Raw genomic sequence first — 24,476 nt, forward strand, 5'->3', positions numbered from 1 at the left:
GGGGCCAGGTCGGGTTTCAGGTCGGGGGCCAGGTCGGGTTTCAGGTCGGGGGCCAGGTCGCCGTCCTCGCGCGGCTGCTCACTCTCGGCCATCAGGCGTCCTTGTCGAGGACGAGGACGTCGACGACCTCGCCGGCGACGAGCTCGGTGACGTCCTCGGGCACCACGAAGAGGGCGTTGGCCCGCGAGAGGTCGGCGACGAAGTGCGATCCCTGACCGGCCACCGGGGCCGCGACGAGCGTGCCCTCGGCCGAGCGGGACACCACGGCCCGGCCGAACTGGCGCCGACCGGCGAAGGACTCGACGCCCGAGATGAGCGTGGCGGGGCGCGGGCGGCGCTTCTCCGGGGTCAGCCGCATGAGCCGCCGCAACGCCGGACGCACGAAGACCTCGAACGAGACGAAGGACGAGACCGGGTTGCCGGGCAGGGCGAAGAGCGGGACCTGCCTGCCGTCGGGACCGGCGAGCAGGCCGTAGCCCTGCGGCTTGCCGGGCTGCATCGCGACCCTGACGAACTCGACGCCCTTCCCCCGCAGTGCGCTCTTGACGACGTCGAAGGCACCCATCGACACACCGCCACTGGTGATGACGACGTCGGCCTCGGTGACGATCTCGTCCAGGGCGGCGAGCAGCTCGTCCTCCGAGTCGCCGACGGCGCCGCGGATCTCGGCGGACGCGCCCGCACCGACGGCTGCCGCCCAGAGCATCGCCGAGTTCGAGTCGTGGATCTGGCCGGGTCCCAGCGGCTGGCCCGGCTGGACGAGCTCGGACCCCGTCGAGAGCACGACGACGCGCGGCCGACGGTGCACCTCCACGCCGGCGTGCCCGCAGGCCGCCAGCAGGGCGATGGTCCGCGCGCCGACGACCTCGCCGGCGCCGACGATGGTCGAGCCCGAGGCGACGTCCTCGCCACACGGCCTGACGTAGCGGCCGCGCGACACGGCGGCGTGACACTCCACCTCACCCGTGGCGGCGCCGTCCGTGTCCTCGACGGCGATGACCGCATCCGCCCCGTCGGGGATCGGGGCACCGGTCATGATCCTGGCGGCCTCCCCCGGCCCGACCGAGAAGGTCGGGTCGTCCCCCGCCGCGACCTCGCCGACGATGTGCAGCCGCACCGGCGCCTCACCGGTGCCGGCGAGCGAGTCGGCGCGGACGGCATACCCGTCCATCGACGAGTTGTCGAAGCGCGGGAGGTCGACCTTCGAGCGAACGTCCCGCGCCACGACGAGGCCGAGCGCCTCGGTGAGCGGCGTCCACTCGGTCGGCGACGGCTCGAGCGTCGAGAGGATCGCCTTGAGGTGCTCGTCGACGGTGCGCAGGTCGCCCGACGTCGACGGAGGCGTCGGCGTCGTGGGGCCGGGCAGCTCGCCGAGCACGGCATCGTCGAGGACGCGACGGTAGCCGTCGATGAGCACCTCACCGACGCAGCGGACGTTCCGGCCGAAGACGGGGTCGCCGATGACGCGCAGGCTCGTGCAGTCGCGCATCGACGGCACGCCCTTGGGGAAGCGCTTCTCGAAACCGGACACGAAGCGGTAGGCCGAGTCGAGGTCGACGAACGGCTCGGGCCCGTCGACGGCGGCCACGACGTGGTAGTCATCGTCGAGGGAGAAGAAGTCGGACCGGATGACGAGCAGGTCGTTCGTCGTCTTGACCGGCCGGAAGCGCGTGCGCGGGACGAGGATCGCCTCCGAGCCCTCGAACACCTCGATCGCGGTGCCCATCGCCGACTCCATCTGGATGACCTCGGGCGAGCTGGCATCGGCCGGGTCGACGTTCTTGCGGTTGACGATGATCGGCAGGCCGAGGACGCCCTGCTTGGCCGTCATGCGCTCCCGCAGGACCTCCAGGTCGATCCACAGGTTGTTGGCGTTGAAGGTGCTGTGTCGCTTGATGTCGCGGAAGTAGCGCTCCTCCCCCTCGGCCACCATGGCCGTGTCGCGAAGGACGATGCGGCCGTCGGACTTGCGCACCGCGAGGTGGCCGCCCTTGCGGTCGCTCTTGGTGCGCTTGCACACCTCGGCGACGTACGGCAGGCCGTGCTCGACCATCCAGGCCGCGACGTCGGGGTCGCAGGTGGCGCCGAGGTTGTCGGAGTTGGAAAGGAAGGCGTAACGGATCCCCTTGTCCAGGAGGGCGTCGAGCACGCCGGACGTGACGAGGGAGACGTAGATGTCCCCGTGGCCGGGCGGGCACCACTCGAGCTCGGGGTCCTTGGGCCACTTCACCGGCATCAGACCGTCGGGGCACAGCTTCGGCTCGGCGTTCTGGATGAAGTCGAGCGGCAGCCCCTCGACCGGGAGGTCGGGGTACTTGGCGAGGATGTCGAGCGACTCCTGCGACGTGCGGAAGGAGTTCATCAGCACGAGCGGCAGCTCGACATCCCACCGCTTGCGCAGCGCGAGCACCTGCAGCGCGATGATGTCGAGGAAGGTCAGGCCGTCCCGGACCTCGAGCGCGGACTTCGCCCCCGTCATGCCCATGCCGGTGCCGAGGCCGCCGTTCAGCTTGATGACGGCGGTCTTCGACAGGGCCGCGCGGGCCTCCTCGTCGCTGACCTTCACCTCACCCAGGGTCTGGATGTCGCCGAGGGGCTCGATGGAGTCCTCCGGGATCGTTCCCTGCGCCCCGGCCTGCAGCTGCTGGAAGTAGTGCGTGAAGACGCGAATGGCTTCGGGTCCCAGGCCGCGCTGGCTCATCAGGTCGACGGAAGCGTTCAGGGCCTGGTCAGTCATGGCCCTCACCTTACGATGGGCTCCATGCACGTCTGGGCGGTCTCGGCAACTGGTTCGCCGTGACGACGCCCTCCAAGCGTGACCTGCGTCACGCAGCGCGGGCCCGCCGGCGTGAGCTCGCGCGCCGGATGGACGCCGCAGCGCCGGGCCTCATCGCCGACGCCGTCCTGCGGTTCGTGCCCGATCCCGGCCGGGTGGCCGTCTACGAGTCCCTGCCGGACGAGCCCCCCACCGGCCGGCTCGTCGAGGCGCTGCTGGAGGCCGGCCACGCGGTCATCGTGCCCGTCGTGCTCGACGACTTCACGCTCGAGTGGAGGTATGCCGTCCCGGGCACCGAGGGCGACCACGCTACCGTGCGCCGCCCGAGCCACGGCGGCCACGAGCCGGACCCCCGCGAGCGGGACGCGTGGCTCGGCGCCGACGCCCTCGCCACGTGCGACCTCGTCGTGACACCCGGACTCGCCGTCGACCGGCACGGCACACGTCTCGGGCAGGGCGGCGGCTGCTACGACCGGGCTCTGCTCCACCGCGCCCCCTCCGCGCCGGTGGTCACGCTGCTGCACGAGGGTGAGCAGAGCAACGTGGACCTGCCCGCCGACCCTCATGACGTGCCCGTCGACGGGTTCGTGACGACCACCGGACGCGTGGTGCGCCTGCGCTGAGAGGGCGAGCACCCGGCATACGCCCTCGCGACGGATGACCTCAGGGAGCCGCGGACGGCGACGGCGGCACGAGGGTCAGCTCCTCGTCGGTCGCATCGCGCACCGCCGCCTGGCTGAACGGCCACGCGAAGGTCTCGTTGGCAGCCCACGCGTCGACCTGGTCGGCGTAGTGGTCGTCGTAGGCGTGGCCGGACTGACCCGTAGAGTTGACCCATCGGGAGGCGTCGAGGTTGCCCAGGTCGACGATCATGCGCATCGACGGGCCGGTGGTGACGCCGTAGCCGGGCTGCGAGGCGTTCCAGGAGGTGGCATCGACGATGGAGTTGCCACCGCCGAGCTCGATGCCGTTGCGGTCGAAGAGGTCCTGGATGACCGTGGGCACCCCGTCGGTGCCCATCACCTGGTGCTTGAGGTCGAGCTGGTGCAGGCGCCCCCACCGCCACGTCGCGGGGACCTTGCCGAGCTCGCGCGCGAGGTCGAGACGGGCCTCGACGAGGGCTCGCTTGAGGATCTCGCCCGAGCCCTCGGTCACGCCCGGGGTCGTCTTGTCGTCCCACCAGTCGTTCTTCGGGTCCTTGAGCAGCTGCTCCATGACGACCATCCACCGGCTGCCGCCGTCGGGCGCGATGTCGGGCGGGAGCTCGTCGAAGGTGTACTGGAGGAGGTACTTCCACACGGCGTTGTAGTAGGCCGCGGAGGCCGCGTCGCGTGACTTGTCGTTGGGCTGGCTGCCGTCCCAGTCGCGCAGCAGACGCTGGGCCTGGGCGGTGAAGTCGTCGACCTGCACGGCGAGCAGTCGCTCGACGAGGCCGGGAGCGTACGTGTTGCGGGTGTCACCCTGGATCTGCGACATCGTCGCCGCCGAGACCTTCGGGGTCGAGGCGAGCAACGTGCGGATGCGCTGGGCCCGGAAGCCGTAGTCCCACTCCGAGGTGAGGAACGGGCTGGGGCTCGCCGTGACGGCCTGGTTGGCCGTGACGATGAAGCCCTCGGCCGGGTCGAAGGCGTTCGGCATCTGGTCGAACGGGACGTAGCCCTTCCAGTCCCACTGCGAGTCCCAGCCCGGAGCGGGCCAGAAACCGGGAGGTGCCCCCGGCGTCGCGGAGCGCCGGACCGGGATCTTGCCGGGCGCCTGGTAGCCGATGTGGCCGGCGGTGTCGGCATAGACGAGGTTCTGTGACGGCACCGAGAAGAGCGCGGCCGCCTTGCGGAAGTCGGACCAGTTCGTCGCGCGGTTGAGCGCGAAGATCGCGTCGGCCGTCGTGCCCGGGGTCAGGGCCGTCCACGCGAGCGACACGGCATACCGGTTGGTCTGGGGCGCCCCGCGCACGACGCTGCGGTCACCGGCCTCGTCGATCGCCGGGACGACGTCGGAGAGGATCGGCCCGTGCACCGTCGAGCGCACCGTCAGGGGCACGTCGGCGCCGCCGGCGACCTTGATGACCTCCTGGCGCTGCACGAGCCGCTGGCTCCCCCGGTCACGCAGGTACGAGTCCCCGGAGACCTGCTCGAGGTAGAAGTCGGTGACGTCGGGTCCGAGGTTGGTCATCCCCCACGCGACCTTGTCGTTGTGGCCGATGACGACACCGGGCAGGCCCGAGAAGGTGAAGCCGGAGACCCGGAACGGGCACGCGGCGCTGAGCGTGCGGCACTGGAGGTTGACCTGTCCCCAGATGCCGGGGATCGCCAGGCCGAGGTGCGGGTCGTTGGCGAGCAGCGGCTTGCCGGTCGTCGTGCGGGCACCTGAGACGACCCACGAGTTGGAGCCGATGCCGTCGCCGCGCCCGAGGCTCGCCGGCACGGCCTCGACCGAGGCGAGGGCCGAGTCGACGGCAGCGCCACCGTCCGAGGTGCGCATCGCCGTCAGGGCCGCCGGCGCGGGACTGGCCGCCTGGTCGGTCTGCGCCGACGCCGGCTGCCAGTCCTGCGGGGAGAGGATCGGCTGGTTGCGGTCGACGGGATAGGGGGGGTAGAGCAGGTTCACCTGCTTGATCGACCGCGTCGTGCGCGACAGGCGGGCCCGGGCCAGCTCGTCCTTGTAGTCGCCGCGCAGGTCCCACGCCATCGCCTTGAGCCAGGCGAGGGAGTCGACGGGCGTCCACGGCTCGACGCGGTAGCCGGGGTTGCGGCGCGCGAGCACGGTGTACTCCAGCGACATCTTCTCCGGCGAGCCGGCCTTCTTGATGTACGCGTTGACGCCGTCGGCATACGCCTGGAGGTACTGACGGGTCTCCGGCGCGAGGGTGGGCAGCTCCTGCTCCGCGACGCGCCGCCAGCCCATCGTGCGGATCACCTTGTCGCTGTCGATCCCGGCGCTGCCGACGAGCTCGGACAGCCGCCCGGCCGTCACGTGGCGACGCAGGTCCATCTCGAAGAAGCGGTCCTGGGCGCTGACGAACCCCTGCGCGCGAAAGAGGTCGCTGGCGTTGTCGGCGTAGATCGAGGGCACGCCCTGGGCGTCGCGATGGACCGAGACCGAGCTCGTGAGCCCCTCGATCGCGAGCTGGCCCGAGGTGTCCGGGAAGGACTGCCGAACCACGCCGATCGCCAGGATCCCGACCGCGACCACCGCCATGACGACGAGGACGGCGAGGAGCAGGACGATCCGACGGGCGCGCTTCAACCGTGACACGCGACGAGCCTAGGCCACCGCCGAGGGCGCGACCCGCAGCCTGACCGGCGCCGGCGCACATCGTTGCCGAACCGACGACAAACGCCCGTCGCGGTCACGGACCGCTCCCCGACGGCGTGGGCGGGGATGGTTGGATTGCCACCACACCCGAGGAGCTGCCCTTTGCCTGCACTCGCCTTCATCACGTCGTCGACCATGAACCTCGACGACCTGACGCGTGTGCTCCTGATCGGGTCGCTCGTGCTCCTCGTCGCGGTTGCGGCCGTGCGTCTCTCGGTCCGGTCGGGCCTGCCGTCGCTGCTCATCTACCTCGGGATCGGGCTCGTCCTGGGCAACGCCGGCGCCGGCATCCAGTTCGACGACGCCTCGATCACACGGGTGCTCGGCTATGCCGCTCTCGTGCTCATCCTCGCCGAGGGTGGGCTGACGACGTCGTGGGTCAACATCAAGGACTCCGTCGCGCCGGCAGCGGTGCTCTCGACCCTGGGCGTCGTGGTGTCGGTGCTCGTCGTCGCCGTGGCGGCGCACACGCTGTTGCCGTTGTCGTGGACGATCTCCCTGCTCATGGGCGCCATCGTCACCTCGACCGACGCGGCGGCGGTCTTCGCCGTCCTGCGCAACGTGCCGCTGCCCAAACGGCTGTCGGGGATGCTCGAGGCCGAGTCCGGCTTCAACGACGCCCCGGTCGTCATCCTCGTCGTCGCCTTCGCGGCCCAGGGCGTGCCCGGCGGCACGGCCGACCCGTGGTGGGTGCTCGTCCTGCACGCGGCGGTCGAGCTCGCCGGCGGCGCGATCATCGGGGGCGCCGTGGGCTGGCTGGGTGGCCAGGTGCTGCACCGCGTGGCCGGGGCGTCCTCCGCGCTCTTCTCGATCGGCGTCGTCGCGCTCACCGTGCTGGCGTATGCCGTGGGCGCGGCCCTGCACGTCTCCGGATTCCTCGCGACGTACCTCGCGGCGCTCGTCCTCGGCAACATGGGGCTGCCCAACCGGGTGGCGTTCCAGAGCTTCGCCAACGCGCTCGGCTGGATCGCCCAGATCGGGCTGTTCGTCCTGCTCGGGCTGCTCGCCGACCCGACGCGCCTGGGCGAACAGCTCGTCCCCGCCGTCGTCATCGGCCTCGTCCTGCTCCTCGTCGCCCGGCCGTTGTCGGTCGTGGCCTCGGTGTCGTGGTTCAAGGTGCCGTGGCGCGACCAGCTCTTCCTCTCGTGGGCCGGGCTGCGAGGAGCCGTGCCGGTCGTGCTCGCGACCGTGCCGCTCGTCGTCGGCACGCCCGACACCGAGTGGATCTTCGACCTCGTCTTCATGCTCGTCGTCGTCTTCACCATCGTGCAGGCGCCGTCCCTGCCGTGGGTGGCGCGGCGTCTCGGGCTCACCGAGCAGGTGCACTCCGTCGACGTCGACCTCGAGTCGACCTCGCTCATGGAGATCGGCGCCGACGTCATCCAGGTCACCGTGGGGGCCGAGTCGCGGTTGCACGGCGTCGCCGTCTTCGAGCTGCGCCTGCCCAAGGGCGCGAACGTGACCTTGGTCGTGCGGGGCGGCGAGGGGTTCGTGCCGGACCGCCACACCACGATCCGCCACGGCGACCGACTGCTCGTCGTCACGACCTCGAAGGTCAAGCAGCGCACCGAGCGGCGCATCCGCGAGATCAGCCGCGGCGGGCGCCTCGCCGGCTGGCCGTAGACTGACCCTCGGCCTGTTCCCCCCTTCGACGTCCGAGGTTCACCTGTGCCCACCTACTCCTACGCGTGCCAAGAGTGCGGTCACGCCTTCGACATCCGCCAGTCGTTCACCGACGACTCCCTGACGGTGTGTCCGGAGTGCGGCGAGCCGCGGCTGCGCAAGGTGATCCACCCTGTCGGCATCGCCTTCAAGGGCTCGGGCTTCTACAAGACCGACTCGCGCTCGACTGCCAAGACCGCCTCGGCGCCCGCCGCCGGCGGCTCGGGCGACGGCAAGAAGGACGGCGGGTCGTCCACGACCTCGTCCGACACGACCTCGAGCACGTCCACCTCGTCGACGACGTCGAGCTCCTCGACCCCGTCATCGACGACGTCGGGCTCGTCGTCCAGCTCGTCGTCCACAGCCTCCTGAGCTCGGGGGACGTTGTCCCCACCCGAGGACGTATGCCGTCCGGCGGGCTGGCTGCCCCGCCTAGGCTCCTGCCATGACGACCGAGCAGACGACCCTGTCCGACCCCGCGGTCCCGGCAGTGGCCGCCCCTGGCCCGCGCGCCGAGATCGGCGTCATCGGGGGCTCCGGCCTCTACGAGTTCCTCGACGACTACGAGACGGTCGAGGTCGACACGCCCTTCGGGCGCCCGAGCGACCCCCTCGTCATCGGTGAGGTCGAGGGGCGCGGCGTCGCCTTCGTCGCCCGCCACGGCAAGGGCCACCGCTTCGCGCCGCACCGGGTCAACTACCGCGCGAACCTCTGGGCGCTGCGGGCCGTCGGGGTCCGCCAGATCCTCTCCCCGTGCGCGGTCGGGTCGCTCAAGCCCGAGCACGGGCCCGGCACGATCGTCGTCCCCGACCAGGTCGTCGACCGCACCTGGGGGCGGGCCCACACGATCTACGAGGCCGAGGGCCCGGTGGTCCACGTGGGGTTCGCCGACCCGTACTGCCCCGATGGACGCCAGGTCGCGATCGATGCCGCGCGACTCTCCGAGCTCCCGGTCGTCCCGGACGGCACGCTGGTCGTCATCAACGGGCCCCGGTTCTCCTCTCGCGCAGAGTCGCTCATGCACCAGCAAGCGGGGTTCGGCATCGTCGGCATGACGACGATGCCCGAGGCGGCTCTGGCCCGTGAGCTCGCCATGTGCTTCACGACGATCGCCATGGTGACCGACCACGACGCCGGCGTCGAGGGTGGCGAGGCGGTCACCCACGACGAGGTGCTGCGTGTCTTCGCCACCAACGTCGAGCACCTCACCGGCATCCTGCGCGACGCCATCGGGCAGATGCCCGCCTACGAGCCGGACGCGACGGCGACCTGCCCGTGCCGACGCAGCCTCGACGGTCTCGAGCTGCCCTTCCCGCTCCCCTGATGGTCGGGGCTCGCGGGGCTGGGCGCTGGCGTCGCGCTGGGGGCTCGGCGACGTGGCCCGACGGTCCGCGCCGGCGCCGGGCCCGACGCACCCGCTGGCGCCGCTGGGCCGCGGCCGGGCTCGCAGCGCTTGCGGTCCTCCTCACGGTCGGCGCGCTCCGCCCGACGCCGGCCGGAGGCTCGGGGCTGCCGACGGTCGTGATGGTCCGTGACGTCGCGGCCGGCCAGAGGCTCAGTCCCGACGACGTGTCGGTGGCGACGAGGCCCGACGGGCAGAGGCCACGGTCCGCCCTGTCGAGGCCTGAAATGGCAGTCGGTCGCGTCGTCGCTGCCCCGCTCACGGTGCACGACGTCGTGACGCCCGAACGCCTGCTCGGTGCCGACCTGCTGGCGGGCCAGCCCGCCGACCGGGTCGCCATCAGCGTCCCGGTCCTCGACCCCGGGTCCGTCGGGGTGCGACCGGGCGACCACGTCGACCTCTACGCGACCGGCTCGGGGTCACGGGCTGCGACCGACGTCGTCGTCCTGGCCGTCCGTGATGCCGAGGAGTCCACCGGCCTCGGTGCCGGCGCGCCGGCGCGCGTGACCCTCGCGCTCGATCCCGGCCAGGCCACCGAGGTCGCGCGCGGGCTCAGCGCACTCCAAGCCGGTCAGAGCCTGGTCGTCGCGATCCGGCACGGGTCTGCGTCCGGGCAGTAGGCTCGGAACGCCGGAGTGGTCGTCACACGAGTCACTCTGGTCACGGCGTCGCAGGCAGGTCGCACGCTCAGCTGGGACAGGCAGGACCCACGGGGCCGGGTCGACACTCCGGCCAGGACCCGAGGCACGGGACGAGCCCGTACAGGGCAGAGAAAGGACCGCTCATGATCAAGGGTTTCAAGGACTTCCTGATGCGGGGGAACGTCGTCGACCTCGCGGTCGCCGTCGTCATCGGTACCGCATTCGGCCAGGTCGTCACCTCGTTCGTCGCCGTCATCATGGATGTCATCGGCAAGCTCGGCGGCACTCCGGACTTCTCCAACTGGAAGCCCGGAGACATCAAGCTCGGCGCGTTCGTCACGGCGCTCATCAGCTTCGTCATCGTCGCCGCGGCGGTCTACTTCATGGTCGTCGTGCCGATGAACGCGCTGGCCGAGCGACGCAAGCGAGGCGTCGAGCCGGAGCCCAAGGCCCCCTCGGAGGAGGTCATCCTGCTCACCGAGATCCGCGACAGCCTCCGCGCCCGCTGACCACACGCGAACGACAGTGCCCCACTCGACGGTCACGTCGAGTGGGGCACTGTCGTTCACTCAGCGCGAGTGGCGCCGTACGCCTCGGGGCGCTCGTAGCCGCCCAAGGCCTCAGCCAGGGCGAGCGGACGAGCGGCCTCGGCATGTCGGCCGGCGCGCTGGAGCGTGCGGCCGAGCAGCAGGTGGGCGTAGGAGTCGGTCGGCGCCTGCTCGATGACCTGGACGAGCGTCGCCTCGGCGCGACCGAGCTGGGCGGACTGGAAGTACGCGCGGGCCAGCAGGAGGCGCAGGTCGGTGACCGAGTGCAGCACCGCGTCGGTGTCGGCCCCCTCCGCAGGCGACGACTCGACCTCGTCGACGAGCTCGGCCAGGGCGCTCGCGGCGGCCAGGTGGTCACCTCGCTCGAAGAGACCCTGGGCCCACGAGAGGCGCAGCGAGAAGGGCGTCGTCGTGTTCATGACGGCCTCAACGCGGCACGGGGTGGCAGCATTCCACCCCCGAGCCGGCGCTGAGGCTCACCCCGAGATCACTCGTAGTGGGGCGGTCGCTGCTCCTCGAGCCACCGGTCACCGAGACCCGACCCGGCGGGTCGCTCGCCCCACCCGAGGTCGAGCTCGTCGCTGCTGCGCCCGAGCGCGGCCCCCGGCTCGATCGCATCGGTCTCGGGCGTGGTGTCGGCGGAACCGGTCCCCTTGCGGAAGACCCGGCGCCGCTTGCGCTTCGGTGCCGGCGCTGCAGGGGCCTTGCCCGCTCCCCCGCCGTCGGCCGACGAGGGCGCACCAGTCTGCGCCCCCGCGTCGCCGTCCGTGGATGCCGCGTCGTCAGGCGACGGCTCCCCACCTGTCGAACGAGACGGGTCAGCTGCGTCGGGCCCAGCATCCTGCTCGGGTATCTCAGGCGACTCGGGGACGGCTGGCGGGGACGAGCGGGCCAGCGTCACGATCCGGGCGATCTCCCGCGCCGGGTCCCGGAACACGTCGGTGCTCCACACCCGCTCGTGCACCCAGCCGAGCCGGGCCAGCTGCTCGGGCCGCAGTCGGTCGCGATCGCGCGTGCTGCGCAGGGCGGCATACCGCTCGCCGTCGGTCTCGACGGCGATGAGGGCGCGACCGCGGTGGTAGGGGTCCTCGACCGCGATGTCGATGCGGTGGCTCGCGGTGCCGTAGTCCTCGTGGACGGTGAGCCCGTGGCGGCGCAGGCGCTCCGCGAGGTCGTGGCGCAGCGGGTCGCTCGTGACGGTGGCCGTCGCGAAGAGCGTGTCCTCGTCGCCGGCGCTCCCGCCACCCTCGGCATACGCGAGGAAGTCACGCAGCATCAGGGCGCCGCGCGCCTTGAGGCGGCTCGGGTCGAGGTCGACGGCGCGCAGCGCCGACACGACGGTCATCCGGCAGCGAGCCCGGGTGATCGCGACGTTGAGGCGACGCTCGCCGCCCTCGATGTTGAGAGGTCCGAAGCGGTGCAGCACTCGGCCGTGGGGCGTCTTGCCGTAGCCGATCGACAGGATGATGGCGTCGCGCTCGTCGCCCTGGACGCGTTCGAGGTTCTTGACGAAGAAGCGCTCCTCGCGCGACTCGTCGAAGAAGGTGGCGACATCGGGCGACGTGCGCAGCGCCTCGGTGATCGCCTCCTCGAGACGATCGGCGTGCTTGATGCCCAGGGCGATGACACCGAGCGACTCGCTGGGCCGGGTGCGCGCGTGCTCGAGGACGAGCTCGACGACGCGAGCCACCTCCCCGTCGGTCGTCTCGATGGTGTCGACGCCGGGCTGCACGACGGCCTGCCCGTCGACCGGCTCGAAGGTGACCGCCGAGCTCAGGGACGTGCCGGGGAAGGTCATGAGACGTCCGTCGTACATCGCTTCGTTGGCGAAGGCGATGAGGCGTTCGTCGCGGCTGCGGTAGTGCCAGGTGAGGTTGCGGGTCGGCAGCGCGGCGGCCAGCACGTCGAGCACCGACTCGAAGCCCTCGGTCAGCGTCTCATCGGTCGGGGCACCGGGGTCCGGCTCGTCGTCGGACACGACGGTGAAGAAGTTCGTCGGCGGGAGCTGCCGCTCGTCCCCGGCGACCACCACCTGACGGGCGCGGGAGATGGCGGAGATGGCCTGGGCCGGCTGCACCTGGGACGCCTCGTCGAAGATCACGACGTCGAACCACCGGCCCGGAGGCAGCGTCGAGGCGACGACGAGCGGGCTCATCGCCCAGCACGGCTTGATCGCGGTGAGCGTCGTCCCTGCCTGCGGCATGAGGTCGCGCAGCGGCCGGTGACGGCGCGCCTTGCCGGCCTCGGCGCGCACCAACGCCTCGTGCGCGGGGTGGTCGGCGAGAACCTCGCGGACGTTACGCGCGACCGCCGCCCGCACCCGGGCCACCGTGGCCGCCAGGTGGGCGCGGTCGGCCTCGGCGAACTCGGCGACGTCGCGGCGCAGCCCCGCGCCGTCGTGGGCGCCGTAGGCGGGGTCGCGCACGGTGACCTCCGCCGCGAGCGAGGCCCACCAGACGTGCTCGACCTCTGCCGTGACCTGGTCGGTGGGGATCCCCCGGGCGGCGAGGTCGTCGACGACCGGACCGAGCCCCGCGGCGCGCAGCTCGTCGAGTGCCGTCGTGACCTGGGGCAGCACCGCGATGCGGTCGGGACGACTCGCCAGGGCCGTGAGCCGTTCGCGGAGGTCGCGCAGCGGCAGGGACGTCAGCGTCTGGCCGTCGGGTCCGACCTGCAGCCGCTGGTCGAGCCACTCGAGGTCGGCCGTGAGCCCCGCGAGCAGCGCCAGCCCCTCGTCGAGTCGCGGTGAGATCTCGGGCCGTCCACCGCCGCCGACGAGCTCGAACCAGTGCTCGCGCTGCTCGCTCGCCGAGACGAGCTCCTCGTGGAGGTTGGCCGGCGGTCGACCCGGCCGGAGCAGGCGCTTGGTCTGCCGACGGATCTTCCAGCGGTCGAGCCAGCCCATCTGGACGTCGCGCGCGTCGCGCCAGTCCCGCGTGGCGGTCGCGGCGATGTGCTCCTTGAGGGGGATGTCGAAGACCTCGGGCCGGAACACCTCGAGCGTCTCGCGGACGCTCGACATCGTCGCGAACGCCGACTTCCAGTCCTCGAGCGAGTTCGCTTCCGGCACATGGGATTCCGAGAGGATGCGGTTGAGCTGGCGGGCGGCGTCATCGAGGCCGCTCGTGCTGTGCCTGGTCGTGATGTCGAGGGCGCGGGACGCGTCGTCGCCGCTGAGGATGCGGGCACCGAACCACGGGTCGTCACCATCCCTGGTCCACGCGCCCAGCCCGGCCGCGTCGCGCAGGCGCCGACCGAGCTCGACGGCGCGGGTGCGACTCATACCGTCGAGGTCTCGGCTGCCGAGGCGGACGTGACAGGTCGGCGGAGGCGTGCGCGTGCCCAGCTCGACGAGGGCCTCCTGGGCGTCGTGCGCGGACACGCCCCACGGGGCGCGCACCGCGTGGAGGGCGTCCACGTGCTTCTGCAGGCGAGCCCGACGGTCGCGCAGCGTCGAGGTGGTGCGGTCGGTCTCGGTGCTGTCGTTCTCGACGGCGGCGTCGAGGCTCCGGGCGAACTGCTGCGCCGTCGCGCGTTTGTTCGTCGTGCCGTCGTATGCGTCGAGCACCAGGTCGCCGAGGCCGAGCCGGTCGAGGCGGCTCAGGACGGCGTCGATGGCGGCCCGCTTCTCGGCGACGAAGAGCGTGGACTTGCCCTCAGCCGCGAGTGCGGCGATGAGGTTGACGATCGTCTGCGACTTGCCGGTGCCGGGAGGCCCCTTGATGACGAGGTGGGCGCCGGCGCGCACGGCATCGATCGCGGCGTGCTGCGAGGCGTCCGCGTCGAGGACGAGGTGCTCGTGCTCGGGGTCCGGGTCGGGCTCGCTGTCCGGCACCCGGAGCCGCACCGCGGCGAGCGCCGACTCGTCACCGGCGAGCGCCGCGACGACGTCGTGGTCGGCGAGGGTGTTGCCCTGCAGGGCGAGGTCGGCGACCATCGGCAGCTTGGCGTATGAGAACGTGCCGAGGACGAGCCGGGGCGTGATCTCGAACTCGGGCACCCGCTCACACGCGTGGCCCAGGGCGGCATACACCGGGTAGGGGTCGAAGCCGTTGCCTGCGCTGGCGAGGTCGGCGAGGGCGTCGGCGTCGATGTCGATGCCCTGCTCCGACCGGAGGTACTCGCGGAGCACCGGGTTGAACTCGGCCTCGGGCCCGAGGTCGATCTCGAAGTCCTCCTGCGCCGCGCCGGTCGGGCGCAGCACGCACGAGCGCAGCAGGACCGGCGAGGCCGGCGGGCGTGCCGCGCGGGGCACCGACCACGTCGCCATGCCGATCGCGATGAAGCCGGCGGCGATGCCACGCTCCTCGCGCAGCTCGAGGGCCTTGGAGCGGATCGAGCGGACCCGACGGCGCGCCTCCTCGAAGGCGGCGGGCTCGCGGACGAGGTCGGACAGGCGGGTCCTGCGTCCGGCGAGCAGCATCGAGACGCCGCCGGGGTGGGCGGTCGTCAGGTCGAGCGTGCCGGAGGGCAGGTCGCGGTACCAGAGCAGCGTGTTGCGACCACCGAGGTCGACGAGGGTGCGCTGCCACGTCCTGACGGCGGCCCCGACGCGGTCGGCGCGCGGGTCGCCCGAGGGCGACTCCGCCGGGAGGGCAGGGTCGGTCCTGAGGGCGTCGGTCATTCCAGCAGGCTAACGAACGATTCCGGGTACTCCTGCCACCGACAGACCACCGCGCGGAGGAATCGGCGGCCAGCAGGCGGCATACGCCCATGGCCGGGGTCATCACGAGACCCGCGGCCACGAACCGCAAGCCTGCGATCGCGTCCCACCGGGAAACGTGGGCGTCGCCGATTCGCCGACAGGCGTCCACCCCCGTGGCTAGCCTGAATGAGGAGGCGATCACCATGTCATCCAGTGCGGACTTCTTCGACGAGCTGGCCCGCCGAGGCCACGAACCGCTGCTGCGGCGAGTGAGCGCGCGCGTGCGGTTCGTCGCCGCGGACGGCCAGGATCCCGTCGACCGGTTGGTGACCATCGACCACGGTGACCTGCGGGTGTCGGCCGACGATGCTCCGGCGGATGCCACCTGCACCTGCAGCCGCGCCGAGCTAGACGACCTCGTCAGCGGCCGGACGAGCACGATGGCGTCCCTGCTGCGTGGCGCGCTGACGGTCGAGGGCGACCCCGAGCTGCTGGTGCTGACGCAACGGCTGTTCTCCTGCATGCCGGTCGACGCGTCCGGCCCGCGCCTCTCCCCCAGCCCCTCCTCCGCCCCCTCCTCAGGAAGGGATCGTCCGACATGACCGACGAACTCGTGCGGATCCTCGACGGCAACACCTTCGTGGTGAGCGACCGCCGCGGCGACATCGAGGCGTCTGCCACCGACCCGGCAGGGCTCTTCGCGTGGGACACCAGGTTCCTCTCGCGCTGGGTGCTCACCGTGGACGCCCAACGGTTGACGGCGCTGTCCACCGACGACCTGAACTTCTTCGAGACGCGGTTCTTCCTCGTCCCGGGCACCGGCACCGTCTATGTCAACGCGAACCTCACCGTCATCCGGCAGCGCGCGGTCGGCGACGGGTTCACGGAGAGCATCACCCTGCTGAACCACCAGGAGAAGGCGGTCGACCTCGCGGTCCGGATCGATGTGGGCTGCGACTTCGCCGACCTCTTCGAGGTGAAGGACGCCCTCGGCAAGCAAGGGACGTACGGGACGCGGGTGGAGGACGGGACGCTGGTCATCTCGTACGAACGGGACACGTTCCTTCGGGCAACCATGGTCTCGTCCTCCGAGGCCCCGGCGAAGGTCGACGACGCCGGCCTGGAGTTCGACGTGCGGATCGAGCCGCACGCGTCCTGGACCACCGAGCTCTACGTCCGAACGGCCACCGTGCGACCCGGCGCCCAGGCGGTCCTCATCGAGCCCGGGACCGGCTCCAGCACGCGCCGCAACCGGCTGGATGAGCTGGACGCGTGGCTGTCGGCCGCGCCCCGGCTGGTGACGGACTCGGAGCATCTCGCCGCGACCTACCGGCGCAGCCTCGTCGACCTCGCGGCGTTGCGCTTCTCGCCCGTCATCGCCGGCGCCCGAAGCCTTCCGGCGGCGGGCCTGCCGTGGTTCATGACGATGTTCGGTCGCGACAGCATCCTGACGAGCCTGCAGGCCCTGCCGTTCACGCCGGAGCTCGCGGCGACGACCCTGCGCGTGCTCGGCGACTGGCAGGGCAGCCGCGTCGACGACTTCCGCGACGAGGACCCGGGCCGGATCCTGCACGAGATGCGCTACGGGGAGCTGACGGCATTCCAGGAACGCCCCCACTCGCCGTACTACGGTTCCGCGGACTCGACACCCCTGTGGCTCGTCCTGCTCGACGAGTACGAGCGGTGGAGCGGCGACAGCGACCTCGTCCGCGAGTTCGAGCCGGAGGCGCGGGCCGCGCTCCACTGGATCGACACCTACGCAGATCTCCAGGGCAACGGCTACATCTCGTACCAGCGGCGCAATGAGGAGACCGGTCTCGAGAACCAGTGCTGGAAGGACTCGTGGGACTCGATCTCCTACCGTGACGGCCGGTTGCCCGGGTTCCCGCGCGCCACCTGCGAGCTGCAGGGCTACGCCTATGACGCCAAGGTGCGGGCCGCACGTCTCGCGCGCCTGTTCTGGGACGACGCCGACTTCGCCGAAGAACTCGAGCGGCAGGCCGCGGACCTCAAAGCCCGTTTCGACCGCGACTTCTGGGTGGAGGACGGTGAGTACTACGCCCTCGCGCTTGGTCCGGACGGGTCACGCGTCGACGCCCTCTCCAGCAACATCGGCCACCTGCTGTGGAGCGGAATCGTCGACACCGCAAAGGCGCCCGCCATCGCTCGGCACCTGCTCGGACCGCGGCTGTTCTCCGGGTGGGGAATCCGCACGCTGGCCGAGGGCGAGGCGCGCTACAACCCCATCGGCTATCACGTCGGCTCGGTCTGGCCCTTCGACAACTCCTTCATCGCGTGGGGGTTGCGTCGCTACGGCTTCAGGACAGAGGCCGCCCGCGTCGCTGCAGGGGTGCTCGACGCCGCGGACTTCTTCGAGGGCCGACTGCCCGAGGCGTTCGGCGGCTACGAGCGCTCGCTGACGAGGTATCCGGTCCAGTACCCGACCGCCTGCAGCCCGCAGGCCTGGTCGACCGGCGCACCGCTCCTGTTCCTGCGCACCATGCTGGGGCTGGAGACCATCGACGACCACCTCATCGTCGACCCGGCCGTGCCGGTCCCGTTCGGCCGGATCGAGCTGCTGGACATACCCGGCCGGTGGGGCCGCATCGACGCGTTCGGCCGCGGGCTGGTCGAGGTCGACCAGCAGTCGTGAGACGCGCCCCTCCGGAGATTGCGGCATCGCGGCCTGCACGTACAGCGGCCCTGAGGGTCAGTTCAGTTCACCCCGATGACGACCGGGAACGTCCACCCAGTCGGCTGGTGTGAGGACCAGTCCTGGAGAGTGCCGTCGCCGACGCCCGCGTAGAAGAACATGGTGCCGCCCGGCGTGATCGCCGAGACGTCGGCCCTGCCGTCGCCGTCGAGGTCGCCGGCAGAGAAGATGTGGGAGAACATGTTCCACCCGGGACCGACCTTGACCCGGGCGCCGAAGTGGCCGTTGCCGGTGCCGGGCAGGAACCACAGGTTCCCGTCTCGGGTGCGACCGAACAGGTCCGACGTGCCGTCGCCGTTGAAGTCACCGGGGACGAGCCGGTCGTAGGTCGCCCAGCCGGTCCCGACGTTGACGCCCGGCCCGTCAAAGCCGCCGGCTCCGTTGCCGCGGTAAAGGTTGAGCAGACCCGACGGGGTTCGCCCGAGCAGGTCCGCCTTGCCGTCGCCGGTGACGTCGCCCGGGGTCAGGACGGTGTCGTACATGTTCCAGCCGGAGCCGATCTTGACCCATGCCCCGTCGACGGTGCCGTAGCCGGTGCCGCGATACATGCGCAGGTCCCCGGTGCTCGTGCGCGCCAGGACGTCGCGGTTCTTGTCACCTGACCAGTCGGTCGCATAGACGCCGTTGAAGATGGACCAGCCCGCGCCGATCTTCGTCGGGCCGGTGACGTAACCGGCGCCGTTGCCCGCATACAGGTTCAGGTCGCCGGTCCTGGTGACGGCGAGCATGTCCGGGCGAGCGTCACTGGTGAAGCCGACCCCGGAGGGCGCGGGGTTGTAGGCGACCGGGACAGGGTTCAGTCCGGACGTGCCGTCCATGGCGACGAAACGGTATCCCCGCGCTCGGTACCACTCGATGATCTTCGGGAGTGCCGCACTGGTGTTCGGGCGGTCCAGGAACGTGTGGCCGCCAGGCTCGGGGGACATCTTGCCGTCATGCAAGAGCACGATCGGATGGTTCCGGTCCGCGTAGCGCAGGTCGGTCGCCCGCTGGACGATGCCGGCCGTGGCTGCCGCAGTCAACGTGCGCTGCTCGGTCCAGTCACGCGAGTCCACCGACCAGAGGACGGCCTGCATGCCTTGGGCCCGCATCACGGCCGGCACGTTGACCATGTGGCCGCCGGGGGGACGGAAGAAGCAGGGTTGGCGCCCGGTCACGGCCCGCTGCTGGGCAGCCGTGGCGACGACCTCTCGGGTCAGATATGGGATGGACCAGTTGCCGTTCGCCGCTGACGGGTAGTCATGGTGCCACGAGTGCGGTTCGACGAGGTGGCCGTCACGCACCGCGGCCCTCAGAACGTTGGGCATCTTGGCGTCCTCGGACCCGATGTCGAAGAACGTCGCCCGCACGTTGTTCTTGCGCAGGATCGCCAGGACCGAGGTCATGTCCGCGGCCGAGCTGTCGTCGAAGGTCAGGGCGACCGTCTTGCCGTAGCCAGGCGCGGTGCGGATGGTCGTGCCTGCCAGGCCGACGTTGCAGCTCGTCGCGGCCTGAGCCGCCGTGGCTGGTGCGCCGACCGCCAACGCGGCGGCGGCCGCCACGGCGAGAGGCCCCCCGATGAGGCGGTTCGTGCGCGCTCGCATGATGCGAGCGGAAAGGTTGGTCAAGGCGGTGCCTCTCAGGCGCTTGGGGCGGAATCGGACCACACTCCTTGGTGACGATGCCTCAAGGAAGGGGACCGCCGCATTGCACAAAAACCGCAATAAGGACATGGGGCTTGGCGGACGATATCCGCAGAAAAGCCTTTCGTCCGCCGAATCCGAACATCGCGTCAATGGCTCACTGCTCCCGCACGCGGTCGCCATTACCGGTTCGCAGCCGCCACGAGGCCACCCGGCGTACAGTGCCGCCACGCGATCCCGCCGAGGAGGATGACCATGTCCAAGCGGTCCCACGACGAAACCCCAGCGGTCGCTTGGCTCGGGGAGCCCGAAGAGCACGACTACCCGGCGGCGAGCTCCTACCTCTCGCTCGTTGCCGAAGCAACGGTCGTCGAGGCAGCCGAGGCCGCCTTCCGCTCGGCCGCATCCGCGGAGTTCAAGGCGAAAGACATCCTGCGCGCCGCTCGGCTCGACGTGCTGCCCGAGAGCAACCCACACGTCGCCTCCGACCTGGCCAAGGTGCGCGCCGGACACCCGCTCTCGCCGGTACTGCTCGTGCGCGGCGACCTCCGCACCGGACGCCCGGCGCAGATCGCTGACGGCTACCACCGGGTGTGCGCCAGCTACCTCACCGACGAGAACACCGACATCCCTGTCCGCATCATCGACGTCTCCGGATTGCGCTGAGCCGCCATGGGATTCGCCGCACTGGCCCTGATCAGTCTCGTCGCGATCCTCGGCCCGATCCTGTCCCTCTCACGGTGGCTGCACCTCCCCGTGGTCATCGGCGAGCTCGTGGTGGGCATCGTGCTCGGGCAGACCGGCTTGCGAGTGCTCCACCCGAGCGACCCGACGCTGAGCTTCCTCGGCGAGGTGGGCTTTGCCCTCGTCATGTTCGTCGCGGGCACGCACGTGCCGGTGCGCGACCCCGCCCTGCGCGCCGGACTGCCGTGGGGCCTGACGAGAGCCGTCGCCGTCGGCGTGCTCGCGGTACCGGCCGGGTGGGCCCTCGCCCACGTCTTCGGCACGGCCCATGCGGCCCTGTATGCCGTGCTGCTCGCTTCGTCCTCAGCGAGCCTCGTGCTCCCGGTGCTCGACGGCACCCCGATGACCGGCCCGACGATGGTGCAACTGCTACCGCAGCTGGCGGTCGCAGACGCAGCCTGCATCGTGGCGCTCCCGCTCGCCATTGACCCGGTGCACGCCGGGCGCGCCGTGCTCGGTGCGCTCGCGGTCATCGCCAGCGCCGGGCTGCTCTGGCTCTTCCTGCGGTGGTTCGTCGGGTCGGGTCGGGAGCGGCGGGTGCGTGAGGTGTCGCACGAGCGGAGCCTGGCCGTCGAGCTCCGGGCCTCCCTCGCGATCCTCTTCGGGCTCGCGGCGGTGGCCACGGCCACCCACGTGTCGGTCATGCTGGCGGGCTTCGCCGCCGGCATCGCTGTCGCCGCGGTCGGCGAGCCACGTCGCGTGGCCAAACAGCTCTTCGCCGTGACGGAGGGGTTCTTCGCGCCGATCTTCTTCGTGTGGCTCGGCGCCTCCTTGGACTTGCGCGAGCTGGGGAGCCACCCGAGTGCCATCGTGCTGGGGCTGAGCCTCGGCACCGCAGCGCTGCTCGTGCACGGTGTCATGGTGGTCACCGGTCAGCCATGGCCGGCCGCCCTCATCACCGCAGCCCAGCTCGGCGTACCTGTCGCGGCGGCGACGCTTGGTAGCACGCTCGGCCTGCTCAGCTCGGGCGAAGGGCCCGCGATGCTCCTCGGGGCGCTGATGACGATCGTGGCAACGGCTGTACTCTCCGGGCGAGTCAAGGCGCTGGCGCCCACGGCCGACGCGGCTGGGCCTCCCTTGCCGGCACCGGGGGCACCCGATCCGGCCGCGCCAGCGTCTACCTCCCGTGCTGGCGAACATCCGCAATCCCCGAGAGGAGGACCTTCCCCCGACGGTGCCGCCGATGTCAGGGCACCGTCAGTCGAATAGCCGCTCGTCGACAGCCCATGGATGGCCTGTCGACGACACCGCGGCACCATTCCCCACCGGGAGATTCACCGCACGCCGTATGCCGCCTTCTCGCCTCCATAGCGAAGGCGTGGCGGTTGCTGGGCCGATCGGGCGCACGTGCTTGCGGTGCTGACCGGTGACCGGTTCGTCGACAAGTCCGTCGCGCAGACTTGGGCGACGCTGCTGGACGGGGGCACCTGCCTGTGCTCGATGTCCGCCATGCACCGGATCCTGCGCGCGAACCACGCTGCAAGAGAATGCCGGCCGCCGTCTCGATCACGGTCCTGGCAGCACCTTGAGCCGCAAGTCCGGGCCAGTCAAGACGACATCGTTGGCGCGGGCCTGCCGCACCAGTTCCCGCACGGAGCTCGCTCGGCCACTGAGGGCGCCACTTCGCCGGCCCCAATCCATGGGCCCTCTTGGTGGTGGATCACACCTACCGGCGTCTTGCCGGAATCGATCAGGTCGACCCTTCCTACAACCCCAGCGGGGCGATCAGGCCTCTTGCGTCTTAGTGCGAAACCCGACCGAGGCGGCGCGCCGTCACCCGACCGACAGCGTGAGGTCCATGCCGCGATCCTTGTGGCTGTCGACAGAGCACCACAGCTCGTACGAGCCCCTCTGGAGCGTCACGGTCAGCACAGCCGCCTGTCCCGGTGACACCGTCGCCGTGGTCTGTTGGCTCACCCCGGGCCCTTGGATGTTGAGGTTGTGCGCGAATGAACCCTCGTTGTGGACGGTGAAACTGTGGGTGCCGGCGGTCAGCGTAGCTGGGGTCAGGCTTATCGAGAACTCCTTCTCCACGACGCTGACCGGCGTGCCCTTCGCCGCCGCGGAGCCGGTCGGAGCCGCTGTCGGGCTGGCGCCGCCGATCAGGCCGCCGCCGGTGGAGGTACAGCCCGCAAGAGCGAATGCTGCCGCCGCGGCGACGGTGACGAGGTGGTTCCTGCCCGCGTGGTGCATGATCCGACCTCCAATCGCGATGTTCTCACTTTGGGTGACGACGGCGCTGCCAGCACGGTTCACGCCGGGCTGGACACCGCGAATACCAAGCCGGCGCGGCGGAGGCGGGGCATCGCCCGGTGTCCGGTCACCCACACCAGCGCGACAGCAACCAGAATCACTCCTCAAGCGAAGGGAGGGCCTGCGCGCGTCTGCGGAGGTCTGGACGGGCGCTCGATTCAGGGTTTGCGGTCCGCCCGTGGGCTCTCCCGACACCCCCGGGCGTCTGCTGCTCATGCCGCGCTGAAGACGGCTCCGCTCGTCCGACTTGCCGCAGATGGTGCGCGTCGTGGCGCCGGTGGCAGCCATGCGCAACTCCGCCGGGCAGCGTCAAGACTGCGCCAAGTAGTAGGGGGTTGACGCCCGGCGGCTCGCACCAAGCGCGGCTGCGTGATCACACGATCGGCCCGCGCCTTCGCAGCGCGGGCGGGGCTTGCCCCCCTCATCACCATCAGCGACGGCAGACCATCCCGGCCATGACGAGGGCTTCACGACGTCTCCCGACACACCCACTTGCGTCTACAGCTCACGCCGCTGATGGTGCGTCTCGTGGCGCCGTGGGCTGCCCTGCACCAAAGCGCCGGAGAGGTCCAGTAGCCTGTCCCCGTTGGCCGGCCCGACGGGCCTCGTTACAGCGAGGGTTACAGCGACCCTTGCAGCGAGGTTTCCAGTGAGGGTTTCAGCCATGCCCCGCCCTCGTAGCTCAGGGGATAGAGCACCGCTCTCCTAAAGCGGGTGTCGCAAGTTCGAATCTTGCCGGGGGCACCAACTCATTTCTCGCTCACGCTCGCGCGCACGCTTGATTGATTCGTCGTGCCGCTGCTGGCTCGGGGCTACAGTCCCTCCCGTGGACGCCCAGCAAGCAGCGGAGGACGCAGTGGGGGCGGCCCGAGCAATCCTCGAGCAAGAGGCCCGGGACGGGGTGCACGTCGAGTCGGTGTTCTGGTACGGCGCCGTCGAGATCGGGACTGAGAACCTCGTCGTCTGGGTCCTCCTCGCAGGGGCGCCGGACGACGTTCTGCCCGAGTGGTACTTCCCCGTCCCCGGACAATTGGCGGGCATCCAGGCCCGGCTCGCCTCGAGCTTGCGCGAGTGGCTCGACGAGATGCGTGACGCGGTGCGGGCGGAGTTCGCGAAGGTCGGCTGGCCCGATCCGACACGTGTTGCGGTCGGCTTCGACAGCTCGAATCGTGTCGAAGCAGCAGGTGGTTTCGCCTACTTCAAGTGACGAGGCGGACCGCGGGCCGTCAGCAGGACGTCGTGGGGTCTCGGACCGCGACGAGCGTGCGCGGCATCATCCGCAGAGGCTGATCCGCCGGCCACGGCAAGCGATCCCCGCTCTGCTTCCCCCGGCCGGGTCCTGGGATGCCGGGCTGGCGCAACAGGTGTCGCGAGCATCCGTGCTCCCACCGAGGACGGGTACCTCGAGCCGACGCCATCGTCACGCAGATCCACCGCACCCCGCGTCCCCGGCCGCAGACATCGACGGGGCCTTCCAGCCCGTTCTCGTGCCCAAGCGGCTCCAGACGGTTCCCCAGGGCCCCCAGGCGACGGCGCACATCTCACCCGAGACGGGCGATGCGTCCCCCCTTGCGGCGGCCGAGTCTGGGGTTGTGGGCCTGACTTGCAGGCCACACATCACGTCCTTTTGGCGTCGCAGCTGCGCTCACCAGGCAGACCGGCGCCCGACGGACACGAACCTAGGGAGCAACGAATGGACTCCATGACCAACAGCTTCGGGGAGGTCCTCCTCTGGAGTTTCTGGTTCTTCATCTGGATCGCCGCGATCATGGTGTGGTTCCGGTGCATCTTCGACCTCTTCAGCGACTCCGAGCTCAGCGGCTGGGCCAAGGCCGGCTGGTCCATCGTCCTGATCTTCCTGCCCTGGCTCGGCGCCCTCATCTACCTGATCGCCCGCGGCCGGAGCATGACGAAGCGGCAGATGTCCGCCGCGGCCGAGCGGCAGGCCGCGCAGGCCGACTACATCCAGCAGGTAGCGGGGACGACGAGCCACAATCCTGCCTCGCAGATCGCCGACGCCAAGGCCTTGCTCGACTCGGGAACCATCACCCAGTCGGAGTTCGACGGGCTCAAGGCGAAGGCCCTCGCCTGACGCCGTCCGCCCGACCAAAGTTTTCCACGACCGAGAGGAACGCACCATGTCAGACGAAACGCC

General features: G+C 70.9%; 18 protein-coding genes and 1 tRNA gene. 13 read left to right on the top strand and 6 right to left on the bottom strand.

Annotation, left to right across the window (positions count from 1 at the left end):
• Positions 1-91: 91 nt before the first annotated feature.
• Entirely contained in the window at positions 92-2,737 is a 2,646-nt protein-coding gene (locus tag AB4030_RS13520; protein ID WP_442279723.1) for a UTP--glucose-1-phosphate uridylyltransferase, read from the bottom strand.
• 59 nt (positions 2,738-2,796) lie between these two features.
• Between AB4030_RS13520 and AB4030_RS13525 the strand changes: the two genes are divergently transcribed.
• A complete protein-coding gene (locus tag AB4030_RS13525; RefSeq protein ID WP_442279724.1) occupies positions 2,797-3,399 on the top strand; it encodes a 5-formyltetrahydrofolate cyclo-ligase in 603 nt (200 codons plus the stop codon).
• A gap of 40 nt (positions 3,400-3,439) precedes the next feature.
• Here AB4030_RS13525 and AB4030_RS13530 read toward each other — a convergent pair whose 3' ends face one another.
• Positions 3,440-6,031 carry a penicillin acylase family protein gene (locus tag AB4030_RS13530; RefSeq protein WP_442279725.1) on the bottom strand — a complete coding sequence of 864 codons (2,592 nt, stop codon included), beginning with the start codon at positions 6,029-6,031 and terminating at the stop codon, positions 3,440-3,442.
• Between the two features lie 162 nt (positions 6,032-6,193).
• Here AB4030_RS13530 and AB4030_RS13535 point away from each other — a divergent pair, with 162 nt between their 5' ends.
• The 5 genes from AB4030_RS13535 to mscL all read left to right on the top strand — a co-directional run bounded on the left by AB4030_RS13535 (position 6,194) and on the right by mscL (position 10,305).
• Positions 6,194-7,714, top strand: a complete 1,521-nt coding sequence (locus AB4030_RS13535; RefSeq protein WP_442279726.1) for a potassium/proton antiporter — start codon at positions 6,194-6,196, stop codon at positions 7,712-7,714.
• 45 nt (positions 7,715-7,759) lie between these two features.
• On the top strand, positions 7,760-8,125 hold the full coding sequence (locus AB4030_RS13540) for an FmdB family zinc ribbon protein (protein ID WP_442279727.1): 366 nt from the start codon (positions 7,760-7,762) through the stop codon (positions 8,123-8,125).
• Between the two features lie 73 nt (positions 8,126-8,198).
• Entirely contained in the window at positions 8,199-9,077 is an 879-nt protein-coding gene (locus tag AB4030_RS13545; RefSeq protein WP_442279728.1) for an S-methyl-5'-thioadenosine phosphorylase, read from the top strand.
• On the top strand, positions 9,077-9,775 hold the full coding sequence (locus AB4030_RS13550) for an SAF domain-containing protein (RefSeq protein ID WP_442279729.1): 699 nt from the start codon (positions 9,077-9,079) through the stop codon (positions 9,773-9,775). The genes AB4030_RS13545 and AB4030_RS13550 overlap by 1 nt, the downstream gene beginning before the upstream one ends.
• Before the next feature lie 164 nt (positions 9,776-9,939).
• Positions 9,940-10,305, top strand: a complete 366-nt coding sequence (gene mscL, locus AB4030_RS13555; protein WP_442279730.1) for a large conductance mechanosensitive channel protein MscL — start codon at positions 9,940-9,942, stop codon at positions 10,303-10,305.
• A 56-nt stretch (positions 10,306-10,361) separates the two neighbouring features.
• Here mscL and AB4030_RS13560 read toward each other — a convergent pair whose 3' ends face one another.
• Both AB4030_RS13560 and AB4030_RS13565 read right to left on the bottom strand, forming a co-directional pair.
• Positions 10,362-10,763, bottom strand: a complete 402-nt coding sequence (locus tag AB4030_RS13560; protein WP_442279731.1) for a tetratricopeptide repeat protein — start codon at positions 10,761-10,763, stop codon at positions 10,362-10,364.
• A 68-nt stretch (positions 10,764-10,831) separates the two neighbouring features.
• Positions 10,832-14,836 carry an AAA domain-containing protein gene (locus tag AB4030_RS13565; protein WP_442279819.1) on the bottom strand — a complete coding sequence of 1,335 codons (4,005 nt, stop codon included), beginning with the start codon at positions 14,834-14,836 and terminating at the stop codon, positions 10,832-10,834.
• Positions 14,837-15,192: 356 nt separating this feature from the next.
• Between AB4030_RS13565 and AB4030_RS13570 the strand changes: the two genes are divergently transcribed.
• A complete protein-coding gene (locus AB4030_RS13570) occupies positions 15,193-15,591 on the top strand; it encodes an SCP2 sterol-binding domain-containing protein (protein ID WP_442279732.1) in 399 nt (132 codons plus the stop codon).
• Positions 15,588-17,642 (top strand): amylo-alpha-1,6-glucosidase, encoded by a 2,055-nt coding sequence (locus tag AB4030_RS13575; RefSeq protein WP_442279733.1) that lies wholly within the window; start codon positions 15,588-15,590, stop codon positions 17,640-17,642. Before AB4030_RS13570 ends, AB4030_RS13575 begins: the two co-directional genes overlap by 4 nt.
• Positions 17,643-17,704: 62 nt before the next feature.
• Here AB4030_RS13575 and AB4030_RS13580 read toward each other — a convergent pair whose 3' ends face one another.
• Positions 17,705-19,285 carry an FG-GAP-like repeat-containing protein gene (locus AB4030_RS13580; RefSeq protein ID WP_442279734.1) on the bottom strand — a complete coding sequence of 527 codons (1,581 nt, stop codon included), beginning with the start codon at positions 19,283-19,285 and terminating at the stop codon, positions 17,705-17,707.
• 294 nt (positions 19,286-19,579) lie between these two features.
• On the opposite strand from AB4030_RS13580, the gene AB4030_RS13585 reads away from it, so the two are divergent.
• Complete coding sequence (locus AB4030_RS13585) at positions 19,580-19,990, top strand: hypothetical protein (RefSeq protein WP_442279735.1); 411 nt, start codon at positions 19,580-19,582, stop codon at positions 19,988-19,990.
• Between the two features lie 6 nt (positions 19,991-19,996).
• The gene (locus AB4030_RS13590) at positions 19,997-21,277 is read left to right on the top strand and encodes a cation:proton antiporter (protein ID WP_442279736.1); all 1,281 of its coding nucleotides are present in this window, start codon (positions 19,997-19,999) and stop codon (positions 21,275-21,277) included.
• Positions 21,278-21,841: 564 nt separating this feature from the next.
• On the opposite strand, the gene AB4030_RS13595 is transcribed toward AB4030_RS13590, so the two are convergent.
• Complete coding sequence (locus AB4030_RS13595; protein WP_442279737.1) at positions 21,842-22,324, bottom strand: hypothetical protein; 483 nt, start codon at positions 22,322-22,324, stop codon at positions 21,842-21,844.
• A 668-nt stretch (positions 22,325-22,992) separates the two neighbouring features.
• On the opposite strand from AB4030_RS13595, the gene AB4030_RS13600 reads away from it, so the two are divergent.
• The 3 genes from AB4030_RS13600 (at position 22,993) to AB4030_RS13610 (ending at position 24,413) form a co-directional block, all read left to right on the top strand.
• A tRNA-Arg gene (locus tag AB4030_RS13600) sits at positions 22,993-23,068 on the top strand.
• Positions 23,069-23,147: 79 nt separating this feature from the next.
• On the top strand, positions 23,148-23,528 hold the full coding sequence (locus tag AB4030_RS13605) for a hypothetical protein (RefSeq protein WP_442279738.1): 381 nt from the start codon (positions 23,148-23,150) through the stop codon (positions 23,526-23,528).
• Positions 23,529-24,014: 486 nt separating this feature from the next.
• Positions 24,015-24,413, top strand: coding sequence for an SHOCT domain-containing protein (locus AB4030_RS13610; protein ID WP_442279739.1), 399 nt, complete (start codon positions 24,015-24,017; stop codon positions 24,411-24,413).
• Positions 24,414-24,476 lie beyond the last annotated feature (63 nt).

It is taken from the genome of Terrabacter sp. 2YAF2 (genome assembly GCF_052114705.1).
Lineage (GTDB): Bacteria > Actinomycetota > Actinomycetes > Actinomycetales > Dermatophilaceae > Terrabacter.